18 protein-coding genes are annotated in these 25,232 nt (G+C 60.6%); 12 read left to right on the top strand and 6 right to left on the bottom strand.

Features of this window, described 5'->3' with window-relative positions; translation table 11 throughout:
- The first annotated feature begins 42 nt into the window (after positions 1 to 42).
- A complete protein-coding gene (locus B5D32_RS02520; protein WP_078783518.1) occupies positions 43 to 1,059 on the top strand; it encodes a LacI family DNA-binding transcriptional regulator in 1,017 nt (338 codons plus the stop codon).
- 265 nt (positions 1,060 to 1,324) lie between these two features.
- Here the strand turns inward: B5D32_RS02520 and ppdK are convergent, their stop codons facing one another.
- On the bottom strand, positions 1,325 to 3,991 hold the full coding sequence (ppdK, locus tag B5D32_RS02515; protein ID WP_078783517.1) for a pyruvate, phosphate dikinase: 2,667 nt from the start codon (positions 3,989 to 3,991) through the stop codon (positions 1,325 to 1,327).
- A 459-nt stretch (positions 3,992 to 4,450) separates the two neighbouring features.
- Between ppdK and B5D32_RS02510 the strand changes: the two genes are divergently transcribed.
- The 4 genes from B5D32_RS02510 to mfd all read left to right on the top strand — a co-directional run bounded on the left by B5D32_RS02510 (position 4,451) and on the right by mfd (position 10,012).
- A complete protein-coding gene (locus B5D32_RS02510; RefSeq protein WP_078783516.1) occupies positions 4,451 to 5,185 on the top strand; it encodes a UDP-N-acetylglucosamine diphosphorylase in 735 nt (244 codons plus the stop codon).
- A 125-nt stretch (positions 5,186 to 5,310) separates the two neighbouring features.
- Positions 5,311 to 5,898 (top strand): aminoacyl-tRNA hydrolase, encoded by a 588-nt coding sequence (gene pth / locus B5D32_RS02505; RefSeq protein ID WP_242943386.1) that lies wholly within the window; start codon positions 5,311 to 5,313, stop codon positions 5,896 to 5,898.
- Between the two features lie 13 nt (positions 5,899 to 5,911).
- A complete protein-coding gene (locus B5D32_RS02500) occupies positions 5,912 to 6,439 on the top strand; it encodes an SH3 domain-containing protein (RefSeq protein ID WP_078783515.1) in 528 nt (175 codons plus the stop codon).
- A 108-nt stretch (positions 6,440 to 6,547) separates the two neighbouring features.
- Positions 6,548 to 10,012 carry a transcription-repair coupling factor gene (gene mfd / locus B5D32_RS02495; RefSeq protein ID WP_078783514.1) on the top strand — a complete coding sequence of 1,155 codons (3,465 nt, stop codon included), beginning with the start codon at positions 6,548 to 6,550 and terminating at the stop codon, positions 10,010 to 10,012.
- Positions 10,013 to 10,272: 260 nt separating this feature from the next.
- On the opposite strand, the gene B5D32_RS02490 is transcribed toward mfd, so the two are convergent.
- Complete coding sequence (locus tag B5D32_RS02490; RefSeq protein ID WP_078783513.1) at positions 10,273 to 11,451, bottom strand: AI-2E family transporter; 1,179 nt, start codon at positions 11,449 to 11,451, stop codon at positions 10,273 to 10,275.
- Between the two features lie 74 nt (positions 11,452 to 11,525).
- Entirely contained in the window at positions 11,526 to 12,686 is a 1,161-nt protein-coding gene (locus B5D32_RS02485; RefSeq protein WP_078783512.1) for an AI-2E family transporter, read from the bottom strand.
- A gap of 479 nt (positions 12,687 to 13,165) precedes the next feature.
- Between B5D32_RS02485 and B5D32_RS02480 the strand changes: the two genes are divergently transcribed.
- The 7 genes from B5D32_RS02480 (at position 13,166) to B5D32_RS02450 (ending at position 20,887) form a co-directional block, all read left to right on the top strand.
- On the top strand, positions 13,166 to 13,615 hold the full coding sequence (locus B5D32_RS02480) for an NfeD family protein (protein WP_078783511.1): 450 nt from the start codon (positions 13,166 to 13,168) through the stop codon (positions 13,613 to 13,615).
- A gap of 28 nt (positions 13,616 to 13,643) precedes the next feature.
- On the top strand, positions 13,644 to 14,537 hold the full coding sequence (locus B5D32_RS02475) for an SPFH domain-containing protein (RefSeq protein WP_078783510.1): 894 nt from the start codon (positions 13,644 to 13,646) through the stop codon (positions 14,535 to 14,537).
- Between the two features lie 337 nt (positions 14,538 to 14,874).
- Positions 14,875 to 15,483: a cytidylate kinase-like family protein gene (locus B5D32_RS02470; RefSeq protein ID WP_078783509.1), complete on the top strand. Its 609-nt coding sequence runs from the start codon at positions 14,875 to 14,877 to the stop codon at positions 15,481 to 15,483.
- Positions 15,484 to 15,499: 16 nt separating this feature from the next.
- Positions 15,500 to 16,183 (top strand): HdeD family acid-resistance protein, encoded by a 684-nt coding sequence (locus tag B5D32_RS02465; protein WP_078783508.1) that lies wholly within the window; start codon positions 15,500 to 15,502, stop codon positions 16,181 to 16,183.
- A gap of 167 nt (positions 16,184 to 16,350) precedes the next feature.
- Complete coding sequence (locus tag B5D32_RS02460) at positions 16,351 to 17,754, top strand: NAD(P)/FAD-dependent oxidoreductase (protein ID WP_078783507.1); 1,404 nt, start codon at positions 16,351 to 16,353, stop codon at positions 17,752 to 17,754.
- A 366-nt stretch (positions 17,755 to 18,120) separates the two neighbouring features.
- Complete coding sequence (locus B5D32_RS02455; RefSeq protein ID WP_078783506.1) at positions 18,121 to 19,356, top strand: hypothetical protein; 1,236 nt, start codon at positions 18,121 to 18,123, stop codon at positions 19,354 to 19,356.
- A 340-nt stretch (positions 19,357 to 19,696) separates the two neighbouring features.
- Positions 19,697 to 20,887 carry a hypothetical protein gene (locus tag B5D32_RS02450; protein WP_078783505.1) on the top strand — a complete coding sequence of 397 codons (1,191 nt, stop codon included), beginning with the start codon at positions 19,697 to 19,699 and terminating at the stop codon, positions 20,885 to 20,887.
- A gap of 200 nt (positions 20,888 to 21,087) precedes the next feature.
- Here B5D32_RS02450 and dnaJ read toward each other — a convergent pair whose 3' ends face one another.
- The 3 genes from dnaJ to B5D32_RS02435 form a co-directional block, all read right to left on the bottom strand.
- On the bottom strand, positions 21,088 to 22,263 hold the full coding sequence (gene dnaJ, locus B5D32_RS02445; protein ID WP_078783504.1) for a molecular chaperone DnaJ: 1,176 nt from the start codon (positions 22,261 to 22,263) through the stop codon (positions 21,088 to 21,090).
- Positions 22,264 to 22,523: 260 nt separating this feature from the next.
- Complete coding sequence (dnaK, locus tag B5D32_RS02440; protein WP_078783503.1) at positions 22,524 to 24,356, bottom strand: molecular chaperone DnaK; 1,833 nt, start codon at positions 24,354 to 24,356, stop codon at positions 22,524 to 22,526.
- Positions 24,357 to 24,609: 253 nt separating this feature from the next.
- The gene (locus B5D32_RS02435) at positions 24,610 to 25,218 is read right to left on the bottom strand and encodes a nucleotide exchange factor GrpE (protein ID WP_078783502.1); all 609 of its coding nucleotides are present in this window, start codon (positions 25,216 to 25,218) and stop codon (positions 24,610 to 24,612) included.
- Between the last annotated feature and the right edge of the window lie 14 nt (positions 25,219 to 25,232).

Here is a 25,232-nt window from a genome sequence, read left to right as displayed (position 1 = left end):
ACGATTATGATAATGATAAATACATATCGGAGATGAGAAACCATGTCACCTTTGCCGAAGAACGACAAGCCGATCGATATCACGCAAATCGCGCAGGCGCTTGGCGTATCCAAGACAACCGTGTCCCGTGCCATATCCGGCAACGGGCGCATCAGCGCAACAACCCGCCAACGCGTGCTGGACTATGTAAAAGAGCATAACTATACCCCCAGTATGATGGCGCGCGGGCTGGTGAAGCGCTGCTCCTACAATATTTCGCTGGTGATTTCCACGCAATTTTCCGACTTTGAGCTGCCCTTTTTGCGCAAGGTGATGCGCTCTGTCTATCAGGTTGCCGGGGATTCCGACTACGATGTCCTGCTGACGCTGGTGGGCGAAAACGAAACCCGCCCTGTGGAACGACTGCTGGATAACCGCAAAATCGATGGTCTGATCTTGACCCGCACACTGGAGCGTGACCCCTTGATCCCGCTGCTGAAGGCGCGCAAGGTGCCGTTTGTCGCCATCGGTCAGCCGGAGGACGATCAGGTACTTTCCGTTGACCATGACCAGGTGGGCGGCTGCCGTGAGATGACCAGTCTGCTGCTGATGAAGGGCATGAAGCATATCGCGCTGCTGGGCGGCAGTATGCTGTACACCGTCAACCAATCCCGATTGGAGGGCTTCCGGCAGGCTTATGTCAAGATGGGGCAAAAAATTGACGAAAGCCTGCTGTTTTTGGAGCTGGAAAGCGACGATTTGCGCATGGAGGCTGTGCAGCAGGCTGTAGAGCGCGGGGCGGATTGCATCCTGTGCATGGACGAACGGCTGGCACAGCTGACGCTGAATATGCTCAAGCAGCTGAACCTGCGCGTGCCGCAGGATATCCGGCTGGCGTCGCTGTATGATAATGAGAATCTGGTCAATACCGTGCCGCCCATCACCGCCGTGCAGTTTAATGCGGATATCCTTGGCTTAAAAGCAACGCAGCAGCTGCTGTGCGCCTTGCAGGGGCAGCCTGTTGAAGCCCGCATGGAGTTGGGTTACCAGGTAAGCCTGCGGGAATCGACGCAGACGTGAAATCCGAGCGCACACCGAAGGGAGTGCGCTTTTTTGTCTGACCCATCAAACCGTGTACATTTTCAGGAAAATGTACAAAACAGGGCAAAATAAAACAAAAAGTCCCGAATTGCAGATACAAGCAATTCGGGACTTGATAGGATTTATAGAAGAACCTTAACTGTCAGGTCTTTCCAATTCCCCGGCCAAAGTACGTAACCACGCGAATTTCGATAGGCGCGAGCCTGTTCGTAATTCAACTTAATGGTTTATACTCGCTGGCAAATCAGCCGCGAGGCGACTTGATGGCTGCCTGTGCGGCGGCCAGGCGGGCGATGGGAACACGGTAGGGAGAGCAGCTGACGTAGTCCAAGCCAACGTTGTGGCAGAACTCGACACTGCTGGGATCGCCGCCGTGCTCACCGCAGATGCCCAGACCCAGGTTCGGGTTGGTCGCGCGGCCATCGTGGGCAGCCATCTTGACCAGCTTGCCAACGCCGATCTGATCCAGATGCTGGAACGGATCGCTCTCGTAGATCTTGTTGTCGTAGTAAGCAGTCAGGAACTTGGCAGCGTCGTCACGGCTGAAGCCGAAAGTCATCTGGGTCAGGTCGTTAGTGCCGAAGCTAAAGAAGTCAGCTTCCTTGGCGATCTCGCCGGCAGTCAGGGCTGCACGGGGGATCTCGATCATGGTGCCGACCTCGTACTTCATGTCAACACCGGCAGCGGCGATCAGGGCATCGGCAGTCTTGACGACAACGTCCTTGACAAACTTCAGCTCCTTGACCTCGCCAACCAGAGGAATCATGATGTGGGGGGTGATCATCTTGCCGGTTTCGGCAGAAACCTTGAGGGCAGCCTTGATGACAGCGTTGGTCTGCATCTCGGCGATCTCGGGATAGGTAACAGCCAGACGGCAGCCACGGTGACCCATCATGGGGTTGAACTCGTGCAGGCTGACAACAACGTTGTTCAGCTCCTCGGTGGTCATACCCATGTCCTTAGCCAGAGCCTCGATGTCCTCGGCCTTGGTGGGCAGGAACTCATGCAGCGGCGGATCCAGATAACGGATGGTCATCGGACGCTCGCCCATGATGCGGTACATAGCGGTGAAGTCGGCCTCCTGGAACGGCTCGACCTTAGCCAGGGCAGCCTTGCGCTCCTCAACGGTACGGGCGCAGATCATCTCACGGACAGCCTTGATGCGGTCCTCGGCGAAGAACATGTGCTCGGTACGGCACAGACCGATGCCCTCGGCACCCATGTCAACGGCGTTCTGCGCGTCGCGCGGGTTGTCGGCGTTGGTCATGACCTTCATCTGGCGGTTTGCGTCAGCCCAGCCCATGAAGCGCTTGAAGTTGGCGTTCTCGGTGGAAGCGACGGTAGCGATCTGGCCCTCGTAGACGTTGCCGGTGGAGCCGTCGATGCTCATCCAGTCACCCTCGTGGAAGGTGTGGCCGTTGATGGTGATGACCTTGGCGTCATAGTCGATGGCGACGTCGTTATCGTTGCCGCAGCCGGAGACGCAGCAGGTGCCCATGCCGCGGGCGACAACAGCAGCGTGGCTGGTCATACCGCCGCGGACGGTCAGGATGCCCTGAGAGACCTGCATGCCGACGATGTCCTCGGGAGAGGTCTCGAGACGAACCAGAACGACCTTCTTCCAAGCGTCGTCCTTGACCTTCTCCTCGGCGTCCTCAGCAGAGAATACGACGCGGCCGCAGGCAGATCCCGGAGAAGCGGCCAGGCCCTTGCCGATTGCCTCGGCGGCCTTCAGAGCGGCAGCATCAAACTGCGGGTGCAGCAGGGTGTCCAGCTGCTTGGGCTCGACGCGCAGAACAGCGGTCTTTTCGTCGATAACGCCCTCGTCGACCAGGTCGCAGGCGATCTGCAGAGCAGCCTGGGCGGTGCGCTTGCCGTTACGGGTCTGCAGCATGAAGAGCTTGCCATCCTCGATGGTGAACTCCATGTCCTGCATATCCTTGTAGTAGTTCTCGAGGCGGGTAGCGATCTCAACGAACTGATCGTAGACCTCGGGCATCTCCTCATGCAGCTTGCTGATGGGAGAAGGAGTACGGATACCGGCGACGACGTCCTCGCCCTGAGCGTTGATCAGGTACTCGCCCATCAGCTTCTTCTCGCCGGTGGCGGGGTTACGGGTGAAGGCAACGCCGGTGCCGGAACGCATACCGGAGTTACCGAAGGCCATCTGCTGCACGTTGACGGCAGTGCCCCACTCGTAGGGGATCTCGTTCATCTTACGATACACGTTGGCGCGGGGGTTATCCCAGGAACGGAAAACGGCCTTGACGGCACCGATCAGCTGCTCCTTGGGATCCTGCGGGAACTCCTCGCCCTGCTTCTCAAGGTAGATCTGCTTGAACTCCTTGACGAGCTCCTTCAGGTCGTTGGCGTCCAGCTCAACGTCCTGCTTGACGCCCTTGCGCTCCTTCATAGCGTCGATGCGCTCCTCGAAGAAGCTCTTGCCCAGCTCCATGACGACGTCAGAGTACATCTGGATGAAGCGGCGGTAGCAGTCGTAGGCAAAACGGGGGTTGTTGGTCTTTTTGGCCAGACCCTCAACAGCCTGATCGTTCAGGCCGAGGTTCAGGATGGTGTCCATCATGCCGGGCATGGACTGACGTGCGCCGGAACGGACGGAAACCAGCAGGGGGTTTTCGATGGAGCCGAAGGTCTTACCGGTCTGCTCCTCGAGGATGCCCATGTATTTGAAGATGTCTGCCTTGATCTCATCGTTGATCTCACGGTTGTCAGCATAGTACTGGGTGCAGGCCTCGGTGGTGATGGTGAAGCCCTGCGGAACCGGCATGCCGGCGTGGGTCATCTCGGCCAGGCCGGCACCCTTACCACCCAGAGTGTTCTTCATGGTGGTCTGGTCGCCGCCGAAGGCGTCATGGCCCTCTTTGAACAGATACAAGAATTTCTTGCTCATAGTTACCTCCCAAATTGGTGACGTGTTTGCATCACATAAATCATGTTTGCATAGTCCATTATAACAGACCGAAAGACAGATTTCCAGTAGATTGTTAAAAAAATGCTCAATAGTTTCGCTGAAAAGTAGCCAAACTTTTTTGGTTCAGGTATTGCAATTTGCACAAAAATCGTGTATTTTATAATGGGTGGGAAGTTCGAAATATTTTTGAGCTGTCACTTTTTTCTTTTTGAGTGCCGCGGTAAATTTTTGCGGCGAACGGCGTTTTTCGGCTTGCTAAAATGCGCCGCATGTTATACAATATATAGGGCAGCACCGCATAATTCCCGCCTTACGGCGTAAGCACCGCTTCGGCGTATCGGCACTTGGAATTATGCGGTATTGCCATAGGTATAAGGTCCGTCGGCAGCCCCCGTGCGCCGCGGGCACGAAATGAGTGTATAAAGGAAGAACCGCTATATGTCTACCGCAAGAGAGAATTTCGAGCTGGCACAGCAGCGCTATGCCGCCACGTTTGAGCGCCATCTGGATAACGGCGTGAATTTTATCAGTGATAACGTCTGCATTGAGCCGGAGGTCATCATTGCCCCCGGTGCGACCATCCTGCCGGGCTGCATCCTGCGCGGCCAGACGGTCGTCGGCCCGGACTGCGTCATCGGCCCCAACACCCTGCTGGAGGATACCGTCGTTGACGCCGGGTCCACGATCAATGCCAGCCAGTGCTATGGGAGCCACATCGGCCCCAACAACAAGATCGGTCCCTTCACCCATGTGCGCGTCGGCACCAAAACCGCCGAGGGCTGCCATCTGGGCGCTTATGTCGAAACGAAGAACGCCGACTTTGCCGAGGGCAACACGGTCAGCCACCTGACCTACATCGGCGATGCCACGGTGGGCAAGTACTGCAACTTCGGCTGCGGTACCGTCACCTGCAACTACGACGGCGAGGGCAAGTTCCACACGACCATCGGCGACTATGCGTTCATCGGCTGCAACACGAACCTGGTCGCACCCGTCACCATCGGCGACCATGCGTTCACGGCTGCCGGCTCCACCATCGGCCATGATGTGCCCGCCGGTGCGCTGGGCATCGAGCGCGCTAAGCAGGCCGAGATCGACGGCTGGGGCGAGCGCAAGCTGGAGAAGTATATCGCCAAGAAGCAGAAGCTGGAAGCGGAGAAGAAAGGGAAGTAAAGCGTTGTAAGGGGCGGCGTCCTCGACGCCCCGCGGCCTTCCCATAAGCAGCCGCTTATCTTACGCTGCCGGGCCGGGCATGCCCGGCCCCTACGGTACTTCACGATTTTTCAAAGGATATATCTATGTTCGAAATGACCTCCGGGGCGGACTGGCTGATTGCCGGACTGGGCAACCCCGAACCGAAATATGACGGCACCCGCCACAACGCCGGTTTTGAGGCGCTGGACTATCTGGCCGCGCAGTGGCAGTGCGACATTGCCAAGGCCAAATGGCAGGGCCTGTACGGCACGGCACAGGTGAACGGCCACAAGGTCGTGCTGCTCAAGCCGCTGACCTACATGAACCTGAGCGGCCAGAGCATTGCCCCCGCCGCCAACTTTTACAAGATCCCGGCAGACCACATCATTGTGCTGTGCGATGACATCACCCAGGAGCCGGGACATCTGCGCATCCGGCCCCACGGCTCTGCCGGCGGGCACAACGGGCTGAAAAGCATCATTGCCAGCCTGGGCACCGACCATTTCAGCCGTATCCGCATCGGCATCGGTGCCAAACCGAACCCGCAGTACGACCTGGCCGCCTGGGTGCTGGGCAAGCTGCCTGCCGCAGACCGCAAGGCCATGACGGACCGCTACCCGGACATTGAGGAAGCCTGCAAGCTGCTGATGGACGACAATCTGCAGTACGCCCAGAACAAGTTCAACCACTAAGGGGACGTGAATCATGAGTGAAATCCGTAAAAAAGCAATGACCCGTCTGGTGCTCTGCGCTGTAGCGCTCGTCGCCTCCATCATTTTCAGTGTCCTGCTGCTGAACGGCACCTTTGACGGCCAAACCGGCGGCAGCCAGCCTGCCTCCGGCGATACCATCAGCAGCAGTGCCCCCGCGGAGGGCGTTGACGATCCCACCGCCGACAGCTTTACCGCAGAGAGCGCCTCTGCCGAGGAGGTGCCCGCCGAGCCCGAGGCCACCCCCGAGCCGACGCCGGAGCCCACGCCCGTGCCCGAGTACGAGGGCCTGAGCGTGCAGCCCACCACCTATTATAATGAGGGTGAGCAGCCGACCTACACCGTGACCGACGGCAACAACCTGAACATGCGCGGCGGCCCCGGCACCGACTATGACAAGATCGGTCAGGTGCCCGCCTCCACCGGCGTGACCGCGCTGGGCACCAATGAGGACGGCAGTTGGGTCGTTGTGAACTACAACGGCACCTACGGCTGGCTCAAGACGGAGTTCTTGAACGGCTGATAAGCAAGAAACCAATTTTCGGTCAGACGTAGGGCGGCCTGACCTCAGGCCGCCGCGGCGGGGTGAGGTCACCCCGCCCTACGTTTGCTTTATACAATGGGTTCTTTTATGTTCAACGCACTTTTCACCAAAACAGACGAATACGCAAGACTGGCGCAGGCGCTCGGGGGTCCGGGGGCTTGCGCCTTATTTGGCATACCGGGGTCGGGCCGGGCGATGGTCTATGCCGCGCTGGCGAAGGCCCTCGACAAGCCGCTCTGTATCGTGACGCCCGGCGAGGCCGAGGCGACCCGGTTTGCGGGCGACCTGAACGCGCTGGGCGTGGCGGCGGCAGTGTTCCCTGCCCGCGACTATGTGCTGCGCCCCATCGAGGGCACGGGCCGCGAGTACGAATACCGCCGTCTGGCCGTGCTGGGCGACCTCGTCGGCGGACGGCTGCAGGCCGTCTGCGTGCCCGACGAGGGCCTGACCCAATACACGACGCCGCGAGCGGATTTCTGCGCGAACACCCGCAGCCTGCGCCCCGGCGACACACTGCCCCGCGCCGAGCTGACCGCGCTTTTGTACGGCGCAGGCTATACGCGGCGCGACCAGGTGGACGGCCCGGGTCAGTTTTCGATCCGCGGCGACATTGCGGACATCTACGCGCCCGACATGAAACAGCCCGCCCGCATGGAGTTCTGGGGCGACGAGATCGACACGATGCACACCTTCGATCTGGCGACCCAGCGCCGCGACGAGCCGATTGAAAAAATCTACGTCTCCCCCGCGCGGGAGATACTGTTCGGTCAGCCCGCCGACGCAGCGGAGAAGATCCGCTCCTATATCAAAAAGGCCCGCGGCAGGCGGCGCACCGCCTTAGAGACCTGCACCGCTGCGGACCTGGCACAGCTGGACGGCGGCGCGATGCCCGTCAACATGGACAAATATCTCACGCTGCGCTATCCCGAGCCCGCGACGATTTTAGACTACTTTGACGATCCGCTGCTGATCCTGGAGGAGCCGGCCTCCCTGCGGGAGGCCGAGCGCGCCACCGCGTTCCGCCGGGGCGAGGAGCTTTCCGCCCTGCTGGAGGACGGCGTGCTGGCGGCGGGGCTGGATAAGCTCTACGCCGAGAGCGGCTGGCTCTGGGCGCAGTGCGCCGCGCACCGCACGCTCTGCGCCGAGAACTTTGCCCGCAGCATGCCCGATGTGCCGCTGAAAACCATCGTCAACGCACCCGCCCACACGCTGCCCGCCTGGGGCGGCGAGGTCGCGGCGCTGCTGGAGGACATCCAGCCGCTTTGCAGCGGCGGCACGGCGGTCACGGTCATGGCCGGCACGCCCCGTGCGGCGGCGGGTCTGGCCGCCGACCTGCGCACCAAAGGGCTGAACGTCACGACGGACGCGGCGGCGGAGCCGAGCGCCGGGTTGGTGCAGATCCTGCCGGGGCAGCTTTCCGCCGGGTGCAGCCTGCCGTTTGCGAAATACGCCGTGTTTACGGCCCGCGCCTTCGGCGTGAGCGGCGCACAGAAGAAGAAAAAGCGCAATAAGGACGCGCTGAACAGCCTGAGCGAGATCTCGGTGGGTGATCTGGTCGTCCACCAGAACCACGGCATCGGGCGGTACGCGGGCATCCAGCGGATGGCCGTGCAGGGCGTCACAAAGGACTATCTGCGCATCGAGTACGACAAAAAGGACGTGCTGTACGTGCCCGTCACCCAGCTGGACCTTTTGTCCCGCTACACTGCGCCGGGCGACAGCGACAACGTGAAGCTGAGCCGCCTGGGCGGCAGCGATTGGGCCAAGACCCGCAAGAAGGTCAAGGCTGCGACGGAGCAGATGGCGAAGGAGCTGATCGAGCTGTACGCCCGCCGCAAGCAGGCGCACGGCTACGCCTTCCCCGCCGACGACACCTGGCAGGGTGATTTTGAACAGCGCTTTGCCTATGAGGAAACGCCCGACCAGCTGACCTGCGCGGCGGACATCAAGCACGATATGGAGGAGCCGTGGCCGATGGACCGGCTGCTCTGCGGTGACGTCGGCGTCGGCAAAACCGAGGTCGCACTGCGCGCCGCGTTCAAATGCGTGATGGGCGGCAAGCAGTGCGCGATCCTGGCCCCCACGACGATTCTGGCGTGGCAGCACTTCAACACCGCGCTGACCCGCATGGAGTCCTTCCCCATCCGCATCGGGCTTTTGTCACGCTACCGCACCGCCAAGGAGCAGAAGGAGACGCTGCGCGGGCTGAAGGACGGCACCGTGGACATTGTAGTCGGCACGCACCGGCTGCTGTCCGGCGATGTGAAATTCAAGGACCTGGGCCTTGTCATCATCGACGAGGAGCAGCGGTTCGGCGTCAAGCACAAGGAAAAGCTCAAAGAGAGCTTCATCGGCGTCGATATGCTGACGCTGTCGGCCACGCCGATCCCCCGCACGCTGAACATGGCGCTGTCGGGCATCCGCGATATGAGCACAATTGAGCAGCCGCCGTTTGAGCGCCAGCCGATTGAAACCTATGTGCTCGAGTACAACGAGGGCATTGTGTCCGAGGCCATCCGCAAGGAGCTGGCCCGCGGCGGGCAGGTATACTACCTGCACAACCGCGTGGACAACATTGAGGAATGCGCCGCGCGTGTGGGCAAGCTCGTGCCCGGGGCGCGTATCGGCATTGCCCACGGCAAGATGACCGAGGAACAGATTTCGTCGGTGTGGCAGCAATTGCTGGACAACGAGATCGACATCCTTGTCTGCACCACCTTAATTGAGACCGGCGTGGACGTGCGCAACTGCAACACGCTGATCATTGAAAATGCGGACCGCATGGGATTGAGCCAGCTGTATCAGATCCGCGGGCGCGTGGGACGCAGCTCCCGCAAGGCGTATGCGTATTTCACCTTCACACGCGATAAGGTGCTGACCGAGATCGCAGCCAAGCGGCTTTCGGCCATCCGGGAGTTCACGTCGTTCGGGTCGGGCTTCCGCATTGCGATGCGCGACTTGCAGATCCGCGGTGCAGGCAGTCTTTTGGGCCACAGCCAGCACGGCCACATGGAGGCCGTCGGCTACGATTTGTACGTGAAGATGCTGGGTCAGGCCATTGCCGCGGCCCGCGGCGAGGCCCCCGCCCCCGACAAGAGCGACTGCCTGGTGGACATCACCGTGGACGCATTCCTGCCGGAGGAATATATCCCGGACGCTGCCGGGCGCATCGAGGCATACAAGCGCATTGCGGCCATCGAGACGACGAGCGACGCCGAGGACGTGCTCGACGAGCTGATCGACCGCTACGGCAGCCCGCCCAAGAGCGTGCAGGGGCTGGTGGACGTCTCCCTCGTGCGCGTGACCGCAGCCCGCGTCGGCATTGCGGAGATCGTCCAGCGCGGCGACCAGCTGATTTTGTATAGTGACATCGTCGGGCCAAAGCAGCTGGGCGAGGTCATGGAAAAGTTCCCGCATCGGGTGCTGTACAATGCACTGGGCCGACCCTATTTCAGCCTGCGCGTGCAGAAGGGCGAAAGCCCGCTGGTACTGCTGCGGGATGTGGTGACCCTGCTGCCGGGCGCACAGAATCAGCCACAGACAAAGCCATAAAAAATAAGCACCTGTTTGCTGCGGTAAAAAGCAGTAAACAGGTGCTTTGCTTTTGGGGTAAGACGCTGAAATTTCTTTGGTCCTTTCTTTATAAAGAAAGGACAGAGGGGGCCAAGTGCCGGGCAGCCGTAAACGGGCAGAGTCCCTCAGGCGGCTTCGCCCGCGTCTAAAGCCTCCCCTCACAGGGGAGGTGGCCAAGCGCCAGCGATGGCCGGAGGGGCTTTGCCGGGCGTAAATCAAACCGCCCGTCCCCCTTTTACTCACTCAAACACGTTCTCCTCATCCTCCACCACTTCACCAACGTGGTTTCCCTCGCTGTCCAGCCCGCGCTTGTCCAGCATATAGTGCACAAATTCCCGCGCCAGGCCGTAGAAGGTCGCAAAGAGCGGCACGCCGACGACCATGCCCACAAGACCGAACAGGTCGCCGCCGACCACGATGGAAAACAGGATCCACAAGGCAGAGATGCCGATGGACGAGCCCAGGATCTTCGGGCCGATGAAGTTGCCGTCCACCTGCTGGATGACCAGGATCAGCACGCCGAAGATGACCGCCTGGATCGGGTCAACCAACAGCAGAATGAAGATGCTGGGGATCGCGCCGATGAAGGGGCCAAATACCGGGATAATATTCGTGATGCCGATAAACACACTGATGAGCAGTGCAAAATCGAGCCGCAGGATCGCCATTGCCACAAACGTGATAACGCCGATGATGGCCGAGTCAATGATCTTGCCCACAAAGAAGCCCGTGAAATTCACGTTGGCGTAATGGCAGATGCGCAGCGTGTTTTCCGCAGCCTTTTCCGGCAGGAAGGCATGCGCCAGCGTGCGCAGCTGATGGAGCAGATGCTCCTTGTCCGCCAGCATATAGATGCTGGCCGCAATCGAGGTGAAGATTGCAACAAAGTTCGATGCCACGCTGCCGATGCTGGCCACGATCTGCGGCATGGCGGCGCTGGCCATGCTGTAGATTTCCTTGACCATCGCCTCGGAATCGTCCAGCACTTTTGTGGCCGACGACAGGTCAACGCCGAAACGATCCTGAACCATGCCCAGCATATCCTGTACGCTCTGTATGTAGCTTGGGAAGTTCGTAAACAGCATGGCGATGCTGTCCACGATCTGCGGGATGACCAGCCATGCCAGCAGCACAAGCAGCAGGATTGCCACCAGATACGCCAGAAGGATCGCGAATCCGCGCGTCTTTTTCTTCTCTCTAAACAGCTTTGTGTAGAAGAACTTGACCATCGGGTCAAGCACATAGGCAATGACTATGCCGCCCGCAAACGGCGACACGATGCCGATAAACGCACCGATTTTCCCCAGAAAGTACCCCAGATTGTTCAAAGTCAGATACAGCGCAATACAGGCCCCGACCACGCAGAACCAGTCCAGCATCGTCTCCGGCTTTTTGGTCCAGATATGTTCCTCTTTCAAATGCTCCGCTCCTTTTACATCATTTTACAAGAGTATTGTACGCTATGCACGCCTGTATTGCAAGGAATAACTTGTTAATTTTCTTGCGGCCCGCCTGGTAAATTCCGGCGCGGCTCACCGTTTTCATCCAGGCCGCGGGCCGTCAGCCCTGCCCCGACAGCCTGTTTGAGCAGCGCCGCCAGCACGGCCAGCGTCGGCACGCCCAGCACCATGCCCGGGATGCCGAACCACGCCCCGCCCACCACGATGGCCAACAGCACGCCCAGCCCCGGCAGGCCGGTGGCCCCGCCCAGAATGCGCGGCGCAATAAAGTTGCCGTCCACCTGCTGGACCACAAAAATAATGATGGCAAATTCTGCCGCCTTCCAGGGCAATTCCAGCAGCAGGATGATGAGCCCCGGCACCGCACCGAGGAACGGCCCCAGCACCGGGACAATGTTTGTCACGCCGACCAGCACGGCCAGCAGCGGCGCGTATTCCAGCCCGAAGATCGACATCAGCACAAATGTTTCCCCGCCCACGAGCAGGGCGTCCACCAGCTGCCCGCCGATGTAGCCGCTGAAAATTTTGTTGGCAAGACGGCAGATTTCCAACACACTGCCCGCGGCACGCGGCGGCAGCGCCGCGTGCAGACACGCCCGGGCCGCGCGGAGCAGCGCCTCCTTGCCGGAGAGCAGGTAGATGCTGGCGGCCAGTGCCACCACGGCGTTGCCCGCAGCCCCCGCCGCGCCGGAGACGAAATCCGCCGCCGCACGCGCCGCACTGTGAGACAAACCGCCGAACCAATTTTGCAGTGCCGTGCCCACCATCTGCACAAGCTGTTCCGCCGTGGCCGTATCGATGCCGAACGTATTTTGCACCCAGACCAGCAGGCCGCGGATGGTCTCCTCATACGCGCCGAGCCGCCCGGCAAAGGTCGTCACGCTCTGCACGAGCTGCGGGACGACGAGCGCCGCCAGCAGCGCCAGCGCACCGAAAAACAGCGCATAGCTGACGGCCATCGCCCCGCCGCGCCTGCCGCCAAAGAGCTTTTTCGCAAAAAAGCGCGTGGGTATGTCCAGTACATAGGCCAGCAGCAGCCCCCAGCCAAACGGTGCCAGCAGCCCGAGAAACGCCCCGGCCCCGCGCAGCACGCCCGGCAGCCAGTCTGCCGCGGCAAACACCGCCGCGACGCCCGCCGCCAGCAACAGCCAGTCCTTCATCGTGTGGGGTGTGCGGTCAAAACAGTTTTTCATTGTCGCTCCTCCTGTTTTGTGGTACACTGTTTACAGCGCATACTTTGTTCACTTTACCTGCTTCTGTTATACCACTTTTTTCCAAAAGGTAAAGAGCCGTATGATTGGAAATTACAATAATTTACGGAAAACCGATGTTTTTCGTAAAAATCTTCGTCAGCTCCCGCCTGCCGGGCGCGTCGGTGCTGTAGGGGGCGGCGTCCCCGACGCCCCGGGCACTTTGCTGCAGCCGCACACATCCCGGCGGCATGAGGGCATGCCGCCCTACATCCCCCCTTACAAGCAAACTGTAGGGCGGGGTGCCCTCACCCCGCCGCGAAGGGGGCAAGACCCCTCCCTGCAAAGCCGCTCGAAAGGGGGCTGCAGTCCTTTGCACTTTTCCTGCAGTTTTGTAAAATTTCTTCGGCAATCTTGACAGAATACCGTCATAATGTTAAAGTGGTCACAAAGCCGCTTTCTATCCCTGAAAGGAGATTTCCATGTGGTTTGATACGATTTTATGGCTGGTTGCCGTCGTGGCGTTCATCATGGTCGAGGCCGCCACAACGGCGCTTGTCTCGGTTTGGTTTGCGGTGGGCGCTGCCGCGGCCATGCTGGTCAGCTTTTTTAATGTCGGCTTTGGCTGGCAGATGCTTGTTTTTGCCGTTGTATCGGCCATTACGCTCGGTCTGATGCTGCCCCGGCTCATCAGTCGGCGCGGTGCGCACCGTGCCCCTGTCACGAACGGCTCGCCGCTGACCATCGGCAAGCAGGGCGTTGTGCTTGTGGACATTGAGCCCGGCCTTCCGGGCCGGGTCCGCGTGGACGGCCTGGACTGGCAGGCCCGCGCCGAGGTCACACTCCCGCAGGGCACCCGCTGCAAGGTCGTGGCCGTGGACGGTGCGATCCTTATTGTCGCTCCCGTGACCGCTGACGCGGCTGCGGTTTAAATCACAAAGGAAAAAGGAGGACCCCCAAATGCTGTTAGTCTTTGCCATCCTGCTCATCATTATTCTGGTGGTTTTGGTGCGCTGCATCGTTATTGTGCCGCAGTCCAACGCCTATGTCACCGAGTGGCTCGGCGTCTACAAGGATACCTGGGGCGCGGGCCTGCACATCCGCACACCGTTTGTCGAGCGCATCTCCCGCAAGGTCTCGCTGAAGGAGGAGGCCGCCGACTTCCCGCCGCAGCCCGTCATCACCCGCGACAACGTCACGATGATGATCGACACCGTCGTTTTCTTTCAGGTGTTTGACGCCAAGATGTACGCCTACGGCGTGAACCGCCCGATCCAGGCCATCGAGAACCTGTCCGCCACGACGCTGCGTGACATCATCGGCTCGATGACGCTGGACGAGACGCTGACGAGCCGCGACCTCATCAACACAAAGATCACCGCCAGCCTTGACGAGGCCACGGACCGCTGGGGCATCAAGGTCAACCGCGTCGAGCTGAAAAACATCGAGCCGCCGGTAGAAATTCGTCAGGCCATGGAGAAGCAGATGAAGGCGGACCGCGAGAAGCGCGCCTCCATCCTGCTGGCCGAGGGCGAAAAGCAGGCCGCCATCACCCGCGCCGAGGGCGAAAAGGAGTCCGCCATCCTGCGCGCCGAGGCCGTGAAGCAGCAACGCATCCGCGAGGCCGAGGGCGAAGCCGAAGCCCTGCTGACCGTCCAGAAGGCACAGGCCGATGCCATCCGCATGATCAACGAGGCGAACCCCAACCACAACTACCTGGCCCTGCGCAGCATGGAGGCCATGGAGAAGGTCGCTGACGGCAAGGCCACCAAGCTGATCGTGCCCAGCGACATGCAGAATCTCGCCGCAACCGTGTCCGCGATCAAGGAGATTTCCGGCGAAGTGACCGAATAAAATTTTACATCCTGTTTTCCCTGCCCGCGGTGTTCTGCCGCGGGCAGTTTTTGTGGGGACGAACGCTGGCGGCAAGGCGCAACCCCCCTCCGACTTCGCTTCGCTCGGCACCTCCCCACTGCGTGAGGAGGCTTTCTCGCGGGCAAAGCCCGCGCAAAAAGGCTCCTCGCTTTGCGGGGAGCTGGCCGAGCCTGCGAGGCCTGAGGGGCTTTTCCCCTCCCGCACTGCTCCTTTCCCGCAATTTTTTCTTGCGTTTTCCACAAAATCAGGTTATACTATAAGCAGAATAGTATGCCTTTTTGCGCATACTACATAAAATATTGCGAGGTGTATCAGTATGAAGGAACCTATGGTCATCACTATGGCGCGTGAGTACGCATCCGGCGGCAGCGAGATCGCACAGGCTGTTGCCGACAAGCTGGGTATTCCCCTATATAATAAGGAGCTGATCACCCTTGCCGCCAAAAAGAGCGGTCTGACCGAGGAGGCCATTGCCGCCAGCGAGAACCAGCGCAGCGGCAGCCTGATCTACAGCCTGTACATGATGGGCAACACGATGCCCCTGGCCGACCAGGTCTACATTTTGCAGAGCAACGTCATCAAGGAGCTGGCCGCCGAGGGTCCCTGCGTCATTCTGGGCCGCTGCGGTGACTACGTCCTGCGTGAGCGCCCCAACGTGCTGCGCACCTTCGTCTACGCGCCGCTGGAGACCCGCATCCAGTTTGCCAAGAGCCGCCCCGACGCCAAGGACATGCCGGACCGCCTGTGGGAGACCCAGCTGGCCAAGCATGACCGCGCCCGTGCAAGCTACTACAACTATTACACCGAGAACCGCTGGGGCGAGGCCAAGAACTACGATCTGTGCCTGAATGCGACCCTGGGCCGCGAGGCCTGCGCCGACCTGATCGTGGCCGCCGCCAGGGCTATGCAGGAAGCCGACAAGTAAAAAGGAGCCTTTCACTATGCTGCGCTATGTCAAAAACGGAATGCTGCTGTTGAGCGTCGCGTATATCGTCATCGGTATGCTGCTGCTCATCATGCCCGAGACCAGTCTGCTCTGGATCTGCAACATTTTTGGTGTTGTGGTGCTTATCACCGGCATTGTCTGCCTGATCCAGTATGCCCGCATCCGCGGCACCGGCTTTACCGCGCCGTTCATGCTGGTGGGCGGCGTCATCACGGCGGGGCTGGGCATCTTCACGCTGGCAAAGCCGCAGGTAGTGACCAGCTTTCTGCCCATTGTGTTCGGCATCTTCATCGTCGTTGACGGCCTGAGCCGCATCGGTACCGCCATTGACCTTGCCAAGCGCAAGGGGCAGAAATGGTGGTTGCTGCTGCTGTTCAGCATCGTATCCGTTGCCCTGGGCGTACTGCTGGTGCTGCACCCGTTTGATGCGGCGGTCAGCGTCGTCATGCTCTGCGGCATCCTGCTGATCATCGAAGGTGCGCTGAATTTAGGCTGCATTCTCTATGCCGCCATGGAGCTGCGCACACTGGACCGCATGGCCTCTGCCGCCGCCAATGCGGCCTTGGGTGCCATCGGCGACGCCCTGGACGAGGCCGAAGCCGCCGAGCGCGATGTCGGCAGCGACGGCCCTGTGGTGTACGACGCCGAGAGCAAGGATGTATCGGAGGACGGTGAATAACCGTTCCGTGACACCGTAGGGGCGCATTCTATATGCGCCCGCAGCGCCGTGCCATCAGCAAACGGACACGGGCGGATATAGAATCCGCCCCTACAAGCTCCGTTTGTCCTTATTTTGTTTCCCGCGCGAAGGATCGCGAGTTATTTTAAAGGAGAGAACCCCTATCCATGTATGACCTTATCATCGTAGGCGCCGGCCCTGCCGGCATTTTCACCGCGCTGGAGCTGCTGCGCAAGAGCAGCACCCCCCACAAAATTTTGCTCGTCGAAAAGGGCAAGCCTGTGGAAAAGCGCCACTGCCCCAAGGATAAAACCGGCGTCTGCGTAAACTGCAAGCCGACCTGTGCCATCACCACCGGCTTTTCCGGCGCGGGCGCATTCTCGGACGGCAAGCTGTCCCTGTCCTATCAGGTCGGCGGCGAGCTTCCCGACCTGATCGGCGAGGATTTCGCGCAGGAGCTTATTGACTACACCGACAAAATTTACCTCGAGTTTGGCGCCGACCCGAAGGTCGAGGGCATCTACGAGGGTCCCGACATCAAGGACATCCGCAAGCGCGCCATTCAGGCGGGTCTGCAGCTCGTTGACTGCCCCATCCGCCATCTGGGCACCGAGAAGGCCCAGCAGCTCTACCTGAACATCCAGAACTATCTGGCCGACGCCGGTGTTGAGATGCTGTTCAGTACCGAGTGCGAGAACATCATCCTCGAGGGTTCCGTCTGCAAGGGCGTCCGCCTGCGCGAGAAGGACGGCGTCCGCGACGTCTACGCCAAGCAGGTCGTTATTGCCACGGGCCGCCGCGGTGCGGACTGGCTGGAAAAGATCTGCGCCGAGCACAACATTGCCCACAAGCCCGGCACCGTTGACATCGGCGTCCGTGTTGAGTGCCGCAACGAGATCATGGAGAAGATCAACAAGGTCCTGTATGAGGGCAAGCTGATCGGCTACCCGGCCCCGTGGCGCAACAAGGTGCGCACCTTCTGCCAGAACCCCGGCGGCTTCGTTGCGCAGGAGAACTACGACAACGATCTGGCCGTCGTCAACGGCCACAGCTTCAAGGAGAAAAAGAGCAACAACACGAACCTGGCCATTCTGGTCAGCCACAACTTCACCGAGCCGTTCAACCAGCCCATCGCCTACGCACAGAAGGTCGGCGAACTGACGAACATGCTGGGCGCGGGCCACATTCTGGTGCAGCGCTACGGCGATATTCTGGACGGCAAGCGCACCTGGGCCAACGAGCTGGCCCGCACGAACGTCCGCCCGACGCTGAAGGACGCCGTGGCCGGTGACATCACCGCCGCCATGCCTTACCGCGCCATGGTCAACATCATCGAGTTCATCAAGATGATGGACGAGGTCGTGCCCGGCTTTGCCAGCCCCGAAACGCTGCTGTACAGCCCTGAGCTGAAGTTCTACTCCAACAAGGTCAAGATGGACACCGATCTGGAGACGAACATCGCGGGTCTGCACTGCCTGGGCGATTCCTCCGGCTGGACCCGTGGCCTGATGATGGCCTCCGTCATGGGCGTCCTGATGGGCCGCAAGCTGATGGAGAAGCACGAGTTTTAAGGGTACGAGGAGTACGGGTGTTCTTTTCTTATAAGAAAAGAACCAAAAGAATTTTAAACATAAGCAAGGGGAGAGCGCCGGGTATGGTGCTCTCCCCTTTTTTTGCAGGCGGCGAGTGGCGGCGGCATGAGGGCATGCCGCCCTACGCACTCACTTTATGTCATTCGTAGGGCGGGATGCCCCCATCCCGCCGCGGGCAGGCATCCACTTTACTGCCAGCCTGTAGGGGGCGGCGTCCCCGACGACCCGCACCCACTTCCCGCAAAAAAATTGCAAAAATCTCCAAAACACCCGCTCCGTGTGACAACTTTGCAACATCCGGGGTGTAGGATAGTGGCAAACCAGGCACAGAAAGGAGCTTTGAGGATGAAAAAAGTAGCTTTATTATTGGCGGCAGCCATGCTGGCGCTGGCCGGATGCGCGTCTGCGGGCGATACCGCGGCGGCTTCGGAGGCCGCACCGGCTGAGAGTACGGCGGAGAGCGCCGCGGCGGAGGACAGCACAGAAGCGGCGCTGCCGGGTGAGCCGCACCCCCTCTCGGCCTATAGCGCCTGCGCAGTCAGCGGCAGCAGCGTCTATACGGCGGTCTCCCACTTTTCAAGCAGCGAGGACAGTCTCGGCAGCTTTGATCACAGCACCGTCTACAAAACCGACCTTACCACCGGGCAGACCTATGAGATGTACCGCACCGGCTCCCAGCTTGCGTCCGCGCCGCTGATCATAGACGACACGCTGTATTTCATCTGCTACGACGGCGGTATGCTGGCCCTGCCGACGACGGGCGGTGAGGCGCGCGTGCTGCCGTTCTCCTACGACGACTGGATGCCTGTTTTTTACGCAGGTCACTACCTCTACTGCCGGAGCGTCAGTGCCGCGCCGTTCTGCCGTACCGGCGGTATGCGGTTTAACTTGGAAAACGGGGAGACCGCGCCGTGGAATATCCCGGTGGAGACAATGTACATTCCCGATGTCGTCGGGGACGCGCTGCTGCTTTGCCGCGTTGTCTCGGATTATCCGGTGCCCTACCCGGACGACGACGAGATGTCCCAGGCGCTTTTGCAGAACACCACGCTGGAATACACCCTGGCCGACCCCGCGACGGGCGCGGTGCGGCAGACCTGCTTTACCCTCCCCTATGACATACCGCAGCCGGGGAACCTTACGGTCTACACCTACCTTGGCAAGTGCGGCAGTGACTTCTATTTCCGCGCAGACCAGTGCGACGATGAGTACGCTTTGGTTTCCCAGTCCGTGCTGCGCATCGGCACGGACTGCACCCGGACCGACCTTGGCATTACCAAAACGCCGGATTACCTGGATTACTGTGCGGTTTTGCAGGGCGACGAGGTGCGCTGGCTCCTGACCCGCGGCACCGACGGCATCTATCTGATTTACGACACGCAAGGCCATGAGATTGGCCGCAACAAACGGCCCGCCGGGCTGGAGACCTTCTTCCCGCTTTGTATGCTGGACGACGGGCGCCTGCTGATGGTCGTCGGCTACGACTGGGAGCACGACAGCGCGGCCCGCTACGCCGTGATGGACGCCGACGAATTTCTGAACGGCGGGTCGGCATACCGCGAGATGATGTTTGTGGAGTGAGTGTCATTGCCCGGGCGGTTTTTACTGGCCGGGAGCGGGCACGGGTCGTCGGGGACGCCGACCCCTACGGGTGGCCCGTGGGGCTGGCGGCTGCCTGACGGCGGGGTGAGGGCACCCCGCCCTACGGGTAGCCCGTGAAGTAGGTACCTGCCTGACGGCGGCCTGAGGTCAGGCCGCCCTACTGGGAACGGCATGGTAACCGTAGGGGCCGATGCTCGCATCGGCTCGCACCGTTCCCGCCGCCGCAAAGCGCACAGGACGTAGGGCGTGGTGACCCCACCCCGCCGCGGCCGTGCCCGCTGCCGCAGGTTTTTTCAATCACCGGAAAGGACGTGTACCCATGAAAACGAATAAGCGCATTCCCCTCATCCTCACCGCGGCGCTGGCGCTGTCCGCCTGTGCGTCGGCGGCGAATTCCGCAACCACAGCCGCGCCCGCGGAGACTGCCGCCGCCACACCAGAACCGACGGCGGCACCTGAACCGGTGGGGGAGCTGCGCAGCACCGTTCACCTCTCCATTTTCTCCAACGCGCTGTACCAGACCGTTTTTGACGGTTCCACCGCGCAAGAAACCACGGGTACAAATGTGTATAAAACGGATTTTTCCACGGGAAAGACCACCTTGTTTTATCACGCCGATTCGCTATTTTCTGCGTTTCCGTTTGCAACAGAGGATACACTGTATATTGTTGCAGACAAGCTGCTGGCTTTTCCGCTGGCAGGCGGCGCACCGCGTGAAATCCCCTATGACAGCGGCGAATGGGTCGATGTGCTTTACGACGAGCAGTATCTTTACTCCATCAGCTCCGTCACCGCACCTTATGCCTACACACAGGGGCAGCGGCTTGATTTGCAGACCGGGGAGACTTTGCCGTGGAACATTCCCGGCGAAACCACGAATGTGCTGGACGTGGTAAACGGTCAGCTTGTGACCTGCCGCATTCTGTCGGATTCTCCTGTTCCCTTTCCCGAGGATTCCGAAATGTCCGATGCCTTTCTGCAAAATTCCCTGTGTGAATTTGACCTGACGGACGCTGTCACCGGCAAGCCCGTCCAAAAGCTGTTGTCCTACCCCTGGTATGGGGAGGATGACGGCACCATGAGGACCCTCTATTATTATTTGGGCCATAACGGCAGCGACCTTTATTTTTCGGGCTACCACACGCCGTATGCAACCGACCAGCACAGCGTTTCCGTGCTTTGCATCCGCAGCGACGGCACACAGGATGCGCTGGATGTTGCAGAGGATTGGAACTGCTCTGCACTCGACCTTGATGGTGAACTGCGTTGGCTTATGACGTACAACAGCGACATGACTGCGTTTACGTTCTATGATTTGCAGGGCAACAGGCTTGGAGCCAACGCCCGCCCTGCCGGGCTGGCTGTATACACGCCGTTGACCCTGCTGGATGATGGCCGCGTTGTACTTCTCATCGGCAAAACTTCCGCCTCAACGCAGCTTGCCACCATCCCCGCCGACGCATTTTTGAACGGGAGTACGGAGTATACGGAGATGGAGTTTGTGGGGTGAGTGTCATTGCCCGGGCGGTTTTTACTGGCCGGAAGCGGGCACGGGTCGTCGGGGACGCCGACCCCTACGGGCTGGCCGTGGGGCTGTCGGCTGCCTGTCGGCGGCCAGAGGACTGCCCGCCGTGGCCGTTTCCGTTAGCATAAACAAAACCCAGCCCCCGCACTGTTTTCCACATTGCGGGGGCTGGGCTGTTTAAAACTTTAAGACATGAACCGATCCTTCAGGTTCTTGAAGAAGCTCTTACGCTTCTCGTAGTTCTCGTCCTTCAGGCTGTCCTCAAAGGCCTTCAGGGCTTCGCGCTGGGTGCGATTCAGCTTCTTGGGGATCTCCACGTCCACAATGACGTACTGGTCACCGCGTCCGCGCCCGTTCAGGTACTGGATGCCCTGGCCGCGCAGGCGGAACTTCGTGCCGCTCTGGGTGCCCTCGGGAATCTTCTGGGCGACCTTGCCGTCCACGGTGGGGACCTCAATTTCAGCGCCCAGCACAGCCTGGGAGTAGGTAATGGGCACGCGGACGTACACATCGTAGCCGTCGCGCTCAAACACGGCGTCGGGCTTGACCGTCACATGGACGATCACGTCGCCCGCGGGGCCGCCGTTCGTACCGGCGTCGCCCTGGCCGCGCAGCGCAATGTTCTGGTCGTCGTCGATACCCGCGGGGATCTTGACCTCCAGCGTCTTGCGGGCACTGGTCTTGCCGGTGCCGCGGCAGGTCTTGCAGGGGTTCTTGATGATGGTGCCGCGTCCGCCGCAGTGCGGGCAGGGCTGCTGGCTCTGCATCACACCAAACGGCGTGCGCTGCTGGGTCACGACATAGCCGCGGCCACCGCACTCGGTACAGGTCTCTGGGCTGGAGCCGGGCGCACAGCCGTTGCCGCCGCAGTCCGGGCAGGTCTGCTGACGGTTCAGCGTGACCTTTTTGGCGCAGCCGTGGGCGGCCTCCTCAAAGGTCAGGATCACATTGGCCTGAATGTCATGGCCCTTGCGCGGCGCGTTGGGGTTGGAGCGGGTCGAGCCGCCGAAGCCGCCAAAGCCGCCGCCGAAAATATCGCCGAAGATGTCGCCCAGATCGACGCCGCCGGTGCCGCCGAAGCCGCCAAAGCCGCCACCGTAGCCGCCGCCGGGCTGGCCGGCCCCATAGTTGGGATCGACCCCAGCGAATCCGAACTGGTCATAGCGCTTGCGCTTGTTCGGGTCGGAAAGAACATCGTTGGCCTCATTGACCTCCTTGAACTTTTCCTCGGCGTCCTTGTCGCCGGGGTTCAGGTCGGGGTGGTACTTTTTGGCCAGCTTGCGGTAGGCGCTTTTGATCTCGGCATCGGTGGCGTTTTTGCCGATCCCCAGCACCTCGTAGTAATCACGTTTTTCTGCCATAGAATCTATCCCCTCTATTTATGGGTTGTGAAAAGGCTTCCCCTTGAGGGGGAAGCTGCCCGCGGAGCGGACTGATGAGGTGAGACCTGCCGGATATTGCCCGCAAACAGGCAATCCCGGCAGCTTGGCCCTCATCCGGCCTTGCTGCGCACGGCCACCTTCCCCCGCGGGGGGAAGGCTTTATTTTAACTTTCTCTATAACCCCCAAGGGCCGCCGCCGGGTTTGCCCAGCGGCGGCCTTATTATGGGTTTGTTACAGCTTAGACCTCGTGGAAGTCGGCGTCAACGGCGCCGTCATCCTTCGGCTGCGCACCGGCATCGGGGCCGGGCTGTGCACCGGGCTGCTGGCCCTGTGCCTGGGCGGCCTGCTGGTAGACCTTCTCGCTGATGGCGTAGAAGGCCTTCTGCAGGTCATCCTGCTTTGCCTTGATGTCATCAACGCTGCCGGACTTCAGGGCTTCCTTCAGGGCAGACAGCTTGGTCTCGACCTCGCTCTTTTCCTCGGCGGAAACCTTGTCGCCGAACTCGCCCAGTGCCTTCTCGGTCTGGAACACCATCTGGTCGGCGTTGTTGCGCACATCGACTTCCTCGCGGCGCTTCTTATCCTCGGCGGCATACTGCTCGGCGTCCTTGACAGCCTTGTCGATGTCGTCCTTGCTCATGTTGGTGGAAGCAGTGATCGTGATGCTCTGCTCCTTGCCGGTGCCCAGGTCCTTCGCGCTGACGTGAACGATACCGTTGGCATCAATATCGAAGGTAACCTCGATCTGCGGCACGCCGCGGGGAGCCGGAGCGATGCCGTCCAGATGGAAGGTTCCGAGGCTCTTGTTGTCGCGGGCAAACTCACGCTCGCCCTGCAGGACGTTGACCTCAACGCTGGGCTGGTTATCAGCCGCAGTGGAGAAGATCTGGCTCTTCTTGGTGGGGATGGTGGTGTTGCGGTCAATGATCTTGGTGCAGACGCCGCCCAGAGTCTCAATGCCCAGGCTCAGCGGGGTAACGTCGAGCAGCAGCAGACCCTTGACGTCGCCCTGCAGAACGCCGCCCTGGATGGCAGCGCCGACAGCAACGCACTCATCGGGGTTGATGCCCTTGAACGGCTCGCAGCCCAGTTCCTTCTTGACAGCGTCGTAAACGGCGGGGATACGGGTGGAGCCGCCGACCATCAGGACCTTGGCCAAGTCGGAAGCCTTCAAGCCGGCATCGGCCAGAGCCTTGCGGACGGGGGTCATGGTGCGCTCGACCAGATCAGCGGTCAGCTCATTGAACTTAGCGCGGGTCAGCGTCATATCCAGATGCTTGGGGCCGTTGGCGTCCGCGGTGATGAAGGGCAGGTTGATGTTGGTCGTGGTCGCGCTGGACAGCTCGATCTTGGCCTTCTCGGCAGCCTCCTTCAGGCGCTGGGCAGCCATCTTGTCCTTGCGCAGGTCGATGTTGTTCTCGCGCTGGAAGTCCTCGGCCATCCAGTCGATGATGCGCTGGTCGAAGTCATCGCCGCCCAGGTGGGTATCACCGTTGGTAGCCAGAACTTCGGTAACGCCGTCGCCCATCTCGATGATGGAGACATCGAACGTACCGCCGCCGAGGTCGTAGACCATGATCTTCTGGTCGGCTTCCTTATCGATGCCGTAAGCCAGAGAAGCAGCCGTAGGCTCGTTGATGATACGCTTGACGTTCAGACCGGCGATGGTACCGGCGTTCTTGGTGGCCTGACGCTGGCTGTCGTTGAAGTAGGCGGGGACGGTGATGACGGCCTCGGTGACAGGCTCGCCCAGATAAGCCTCGGCGTCAGCCTTCAGCTTGGAGAGGACCATAGCGCTGATCTCCTCGGGGGTGTAGTCCTTGCCGCCGGCATGGACCTTTTCAGCCGTGCCCATCTTACGCTTGATGGAAGAAATCGTGTTCTCGGGGTTGGTGATGGCCTGGCGCTTTGCGACCTGGCCGACCAGACGCTCGCCGGTCTTGGTGAAGCCGACGACAGACGGGGTGGTGCGGGCGCCTTCGGCGTTCGCGATGACGACGGGCTCGCCGCCTTCCATAACGGCGACGCAGCTATTGGTAGTACCTAAGTCAATACCGATGATCTTGCTCATAAATAAAACTCCCTTCAAATTTGCTTTGAATGCAGTGAATGTCAATTTATATGGAAACGAATCGTTTGATTCGGTTCGACGTGTTTTCTTGGCTCCCTCGGCGAGGGAGCTGTCGCCGCAGCGACTGAGGGAGCGAACCTTCCGGAAGGCTCTACCCCTCCGCCCTGCGGGCACCATCCCCTTCTGGCACTTCGTGCCACCTCCCCCGTATCGGGGGAGTCTGTCCTGCAAGGGGAGGCAAGTAAGCGGTGCGTTATTCTGCGACGACGACCATCGCGTGGCGGATGATCTTGTCACCGATCTTATAGCCCTTCTGGAAAACCTGCACGACGCTGCCGCTCTCCTGCCCTTCGGCGGCGGGGACCTGCTGGACGGCGTTCATGAAGTTGGGGTCAAACGGCTGGTTCAACGCCTCGATCTCGGTGATGTGCAGCGTTTCCAGAGCCTTGGCGGCCTTGTCCAGCGTCATCGTGACGCCCTTCTTGTAGTTCTCGTCCGCGCAGGCGGCGTTGGCGGCCATATCCAGCGTGTCCAGGATGCCCAGGATCTGGGTCACGGCGTGGGACACACCGTCGTTGAACTTCTGGTCAGCCTCGCGCTGGGAGCGCTTGCGGTAGTTGTCATACTCGGCAGCGGTGCGGAGCAGCTGGTTCTTGAGGTCGGCGTTTTTCTTTTCCTCCGCTTCCAGCTTGGCCTGCAGGGCCGCGGTCTCGTGGTGGTGATGCTTGCAGTCGTGCTTGCCCTCGTTCTTTTCCTCGGTCTGAGGGGCCTCTTTTTCAGGGGCCTCCTGTGCGGGGGTCTCAGGCTTTTCAGCAGCCGCTTCCGTCTCCGGGGCGGTCTGTTTCTTCTCTTCTTGGCTCATTGCGGGTCTCTCCT

It is taken from the genome of Gemmiger formicilis (assembly GCF_900167555.1).
Classification (GTDB): domain Bacteria; phylum Bacillota; class Clostridia; order Oscillospirales; family Ruminococcaceae; genus Gemmiger; species Gemmiger formicilis.
Note: the sequence above shows the minus strand (reverse complement) of the source record. Positions and strands in the feature narration are given on the sequence as shown.

Bases quoted from the DNA above. Each gene is read 5' to 3' on its own strand.
- B5D32_RS02520 (WP_078783518.1), top strand. From the start codon at position 43: ATGTCACCTTTGCCGAAGAACGACAAGCCGATCGATATCACGCAAATC.
- ppdK (WP_078783517.1), bottom strand. From the start codon at position 3,991: ATGAGCAAGAAATTCTTGTATCTGTTCAAAGAGGGCCATGACGCCTTC.
- B5D32_RS02510 (WP_078783516.1), top strand. From the start codon at position 4,451: ATGTCTACCGCAAGAGAGAATTTCGAGCTGGCACAGCAGCGCTATGCC.
- pth (WP_242943386.1), top strand. From the start codon at position 5,311: ATGTTCGAAATGACCTCCGGGGCGGACTGGCTGATTGCCGGACTGGGC.
- B5D32_RS02500 (WP_078783515.1), top strand. From the start codon at position 5,912: ATGAGTGAAATCCGTAAAAAAGCAATGACCCGTCTGGTGCTCTGCGCT.
- mfd (WP_078783514.1), top strand. From the start codon at position 6,548: ATGTTCAACGCACTTTTCACCAAAACAGACGAATACGCAAGACTGGCG.
- B5D32_RS02485 (WP_078783512.1), bottom strand. From the start codon at position 12,686: ATGAAAAACTGTTTTGACCGCACACCCCACACGATGAAGGACTGGCTG.
- B5D32_RS02480 (WP_078783511.1), top strand. From the start codon at position 13,166: ATGTGGTTTGATACGATTTTATGGCTGGTTGCCGTCGTGGCGTTCATC.
- B5D32_RS02475 (WP_078783510.1), top strand. From the start codon at position 13,644: ATGCTGTTAGTCTTTGCCATCCTGCTCATCATTATTCTGGTGGTTTTG.
- B5D32_RS02470 (WP_078783509.1), top strand. From the start codon at position 14,875: ATGAAGGAACCTATGGTCATCACTATGGCGCGTGAGTACGCATCCGGC.
- B5D32_RS02465 (WP_078783508.1), top strand. From the start codon at position 15,500: ATGCTGCGCTATGTCAAAAACGGAATGCTGCTGTTGAGCGTCGCGTAT.
- B5D32_RS02460 (WP_078783507.1), top strand. From the start codon at position 16,351: ATGTATGACCTTATCATCGTAGGCGCCGGCCCTGCCGGCATTTTCACC.
- B5D32_RS02455 (WP_078783506.1), top strand. From the start codon at position 18,121: ATGAAAAAAGTAGCTTTATTATTGGCGGCAGCCATGCTGGCGCTGGCC.
- B5D32_RS02450 (WP_078783505.1), top strand. From the start codon at position 19,697: ATGAAAACGAATAAGCGCATTCCCCTCATCCTCACCGCGGCGCTGGCG.
- dnaJ (WP_078783504.1), bottom strand. From the start codon at position 22,263: ATGGCAGAAAAACGTGATTACTACGAGGTGCTGGGGATCGGCAAAAAC.
- dnaK (WP_078783503.1), bottom strand. From the start codon at position 24,356: ATGAGCAAGATCATCGGTATTGACTTAGGTACTACCAATAGCTGCGTC.
- B5D32_RS02435 (WP_078783502.1), bottom strand. From the start codon at position 25,218: ATGAGCCAAGAAGAGAAGAAACAGACCGCCCCGGAGACGGAAGCGGCT.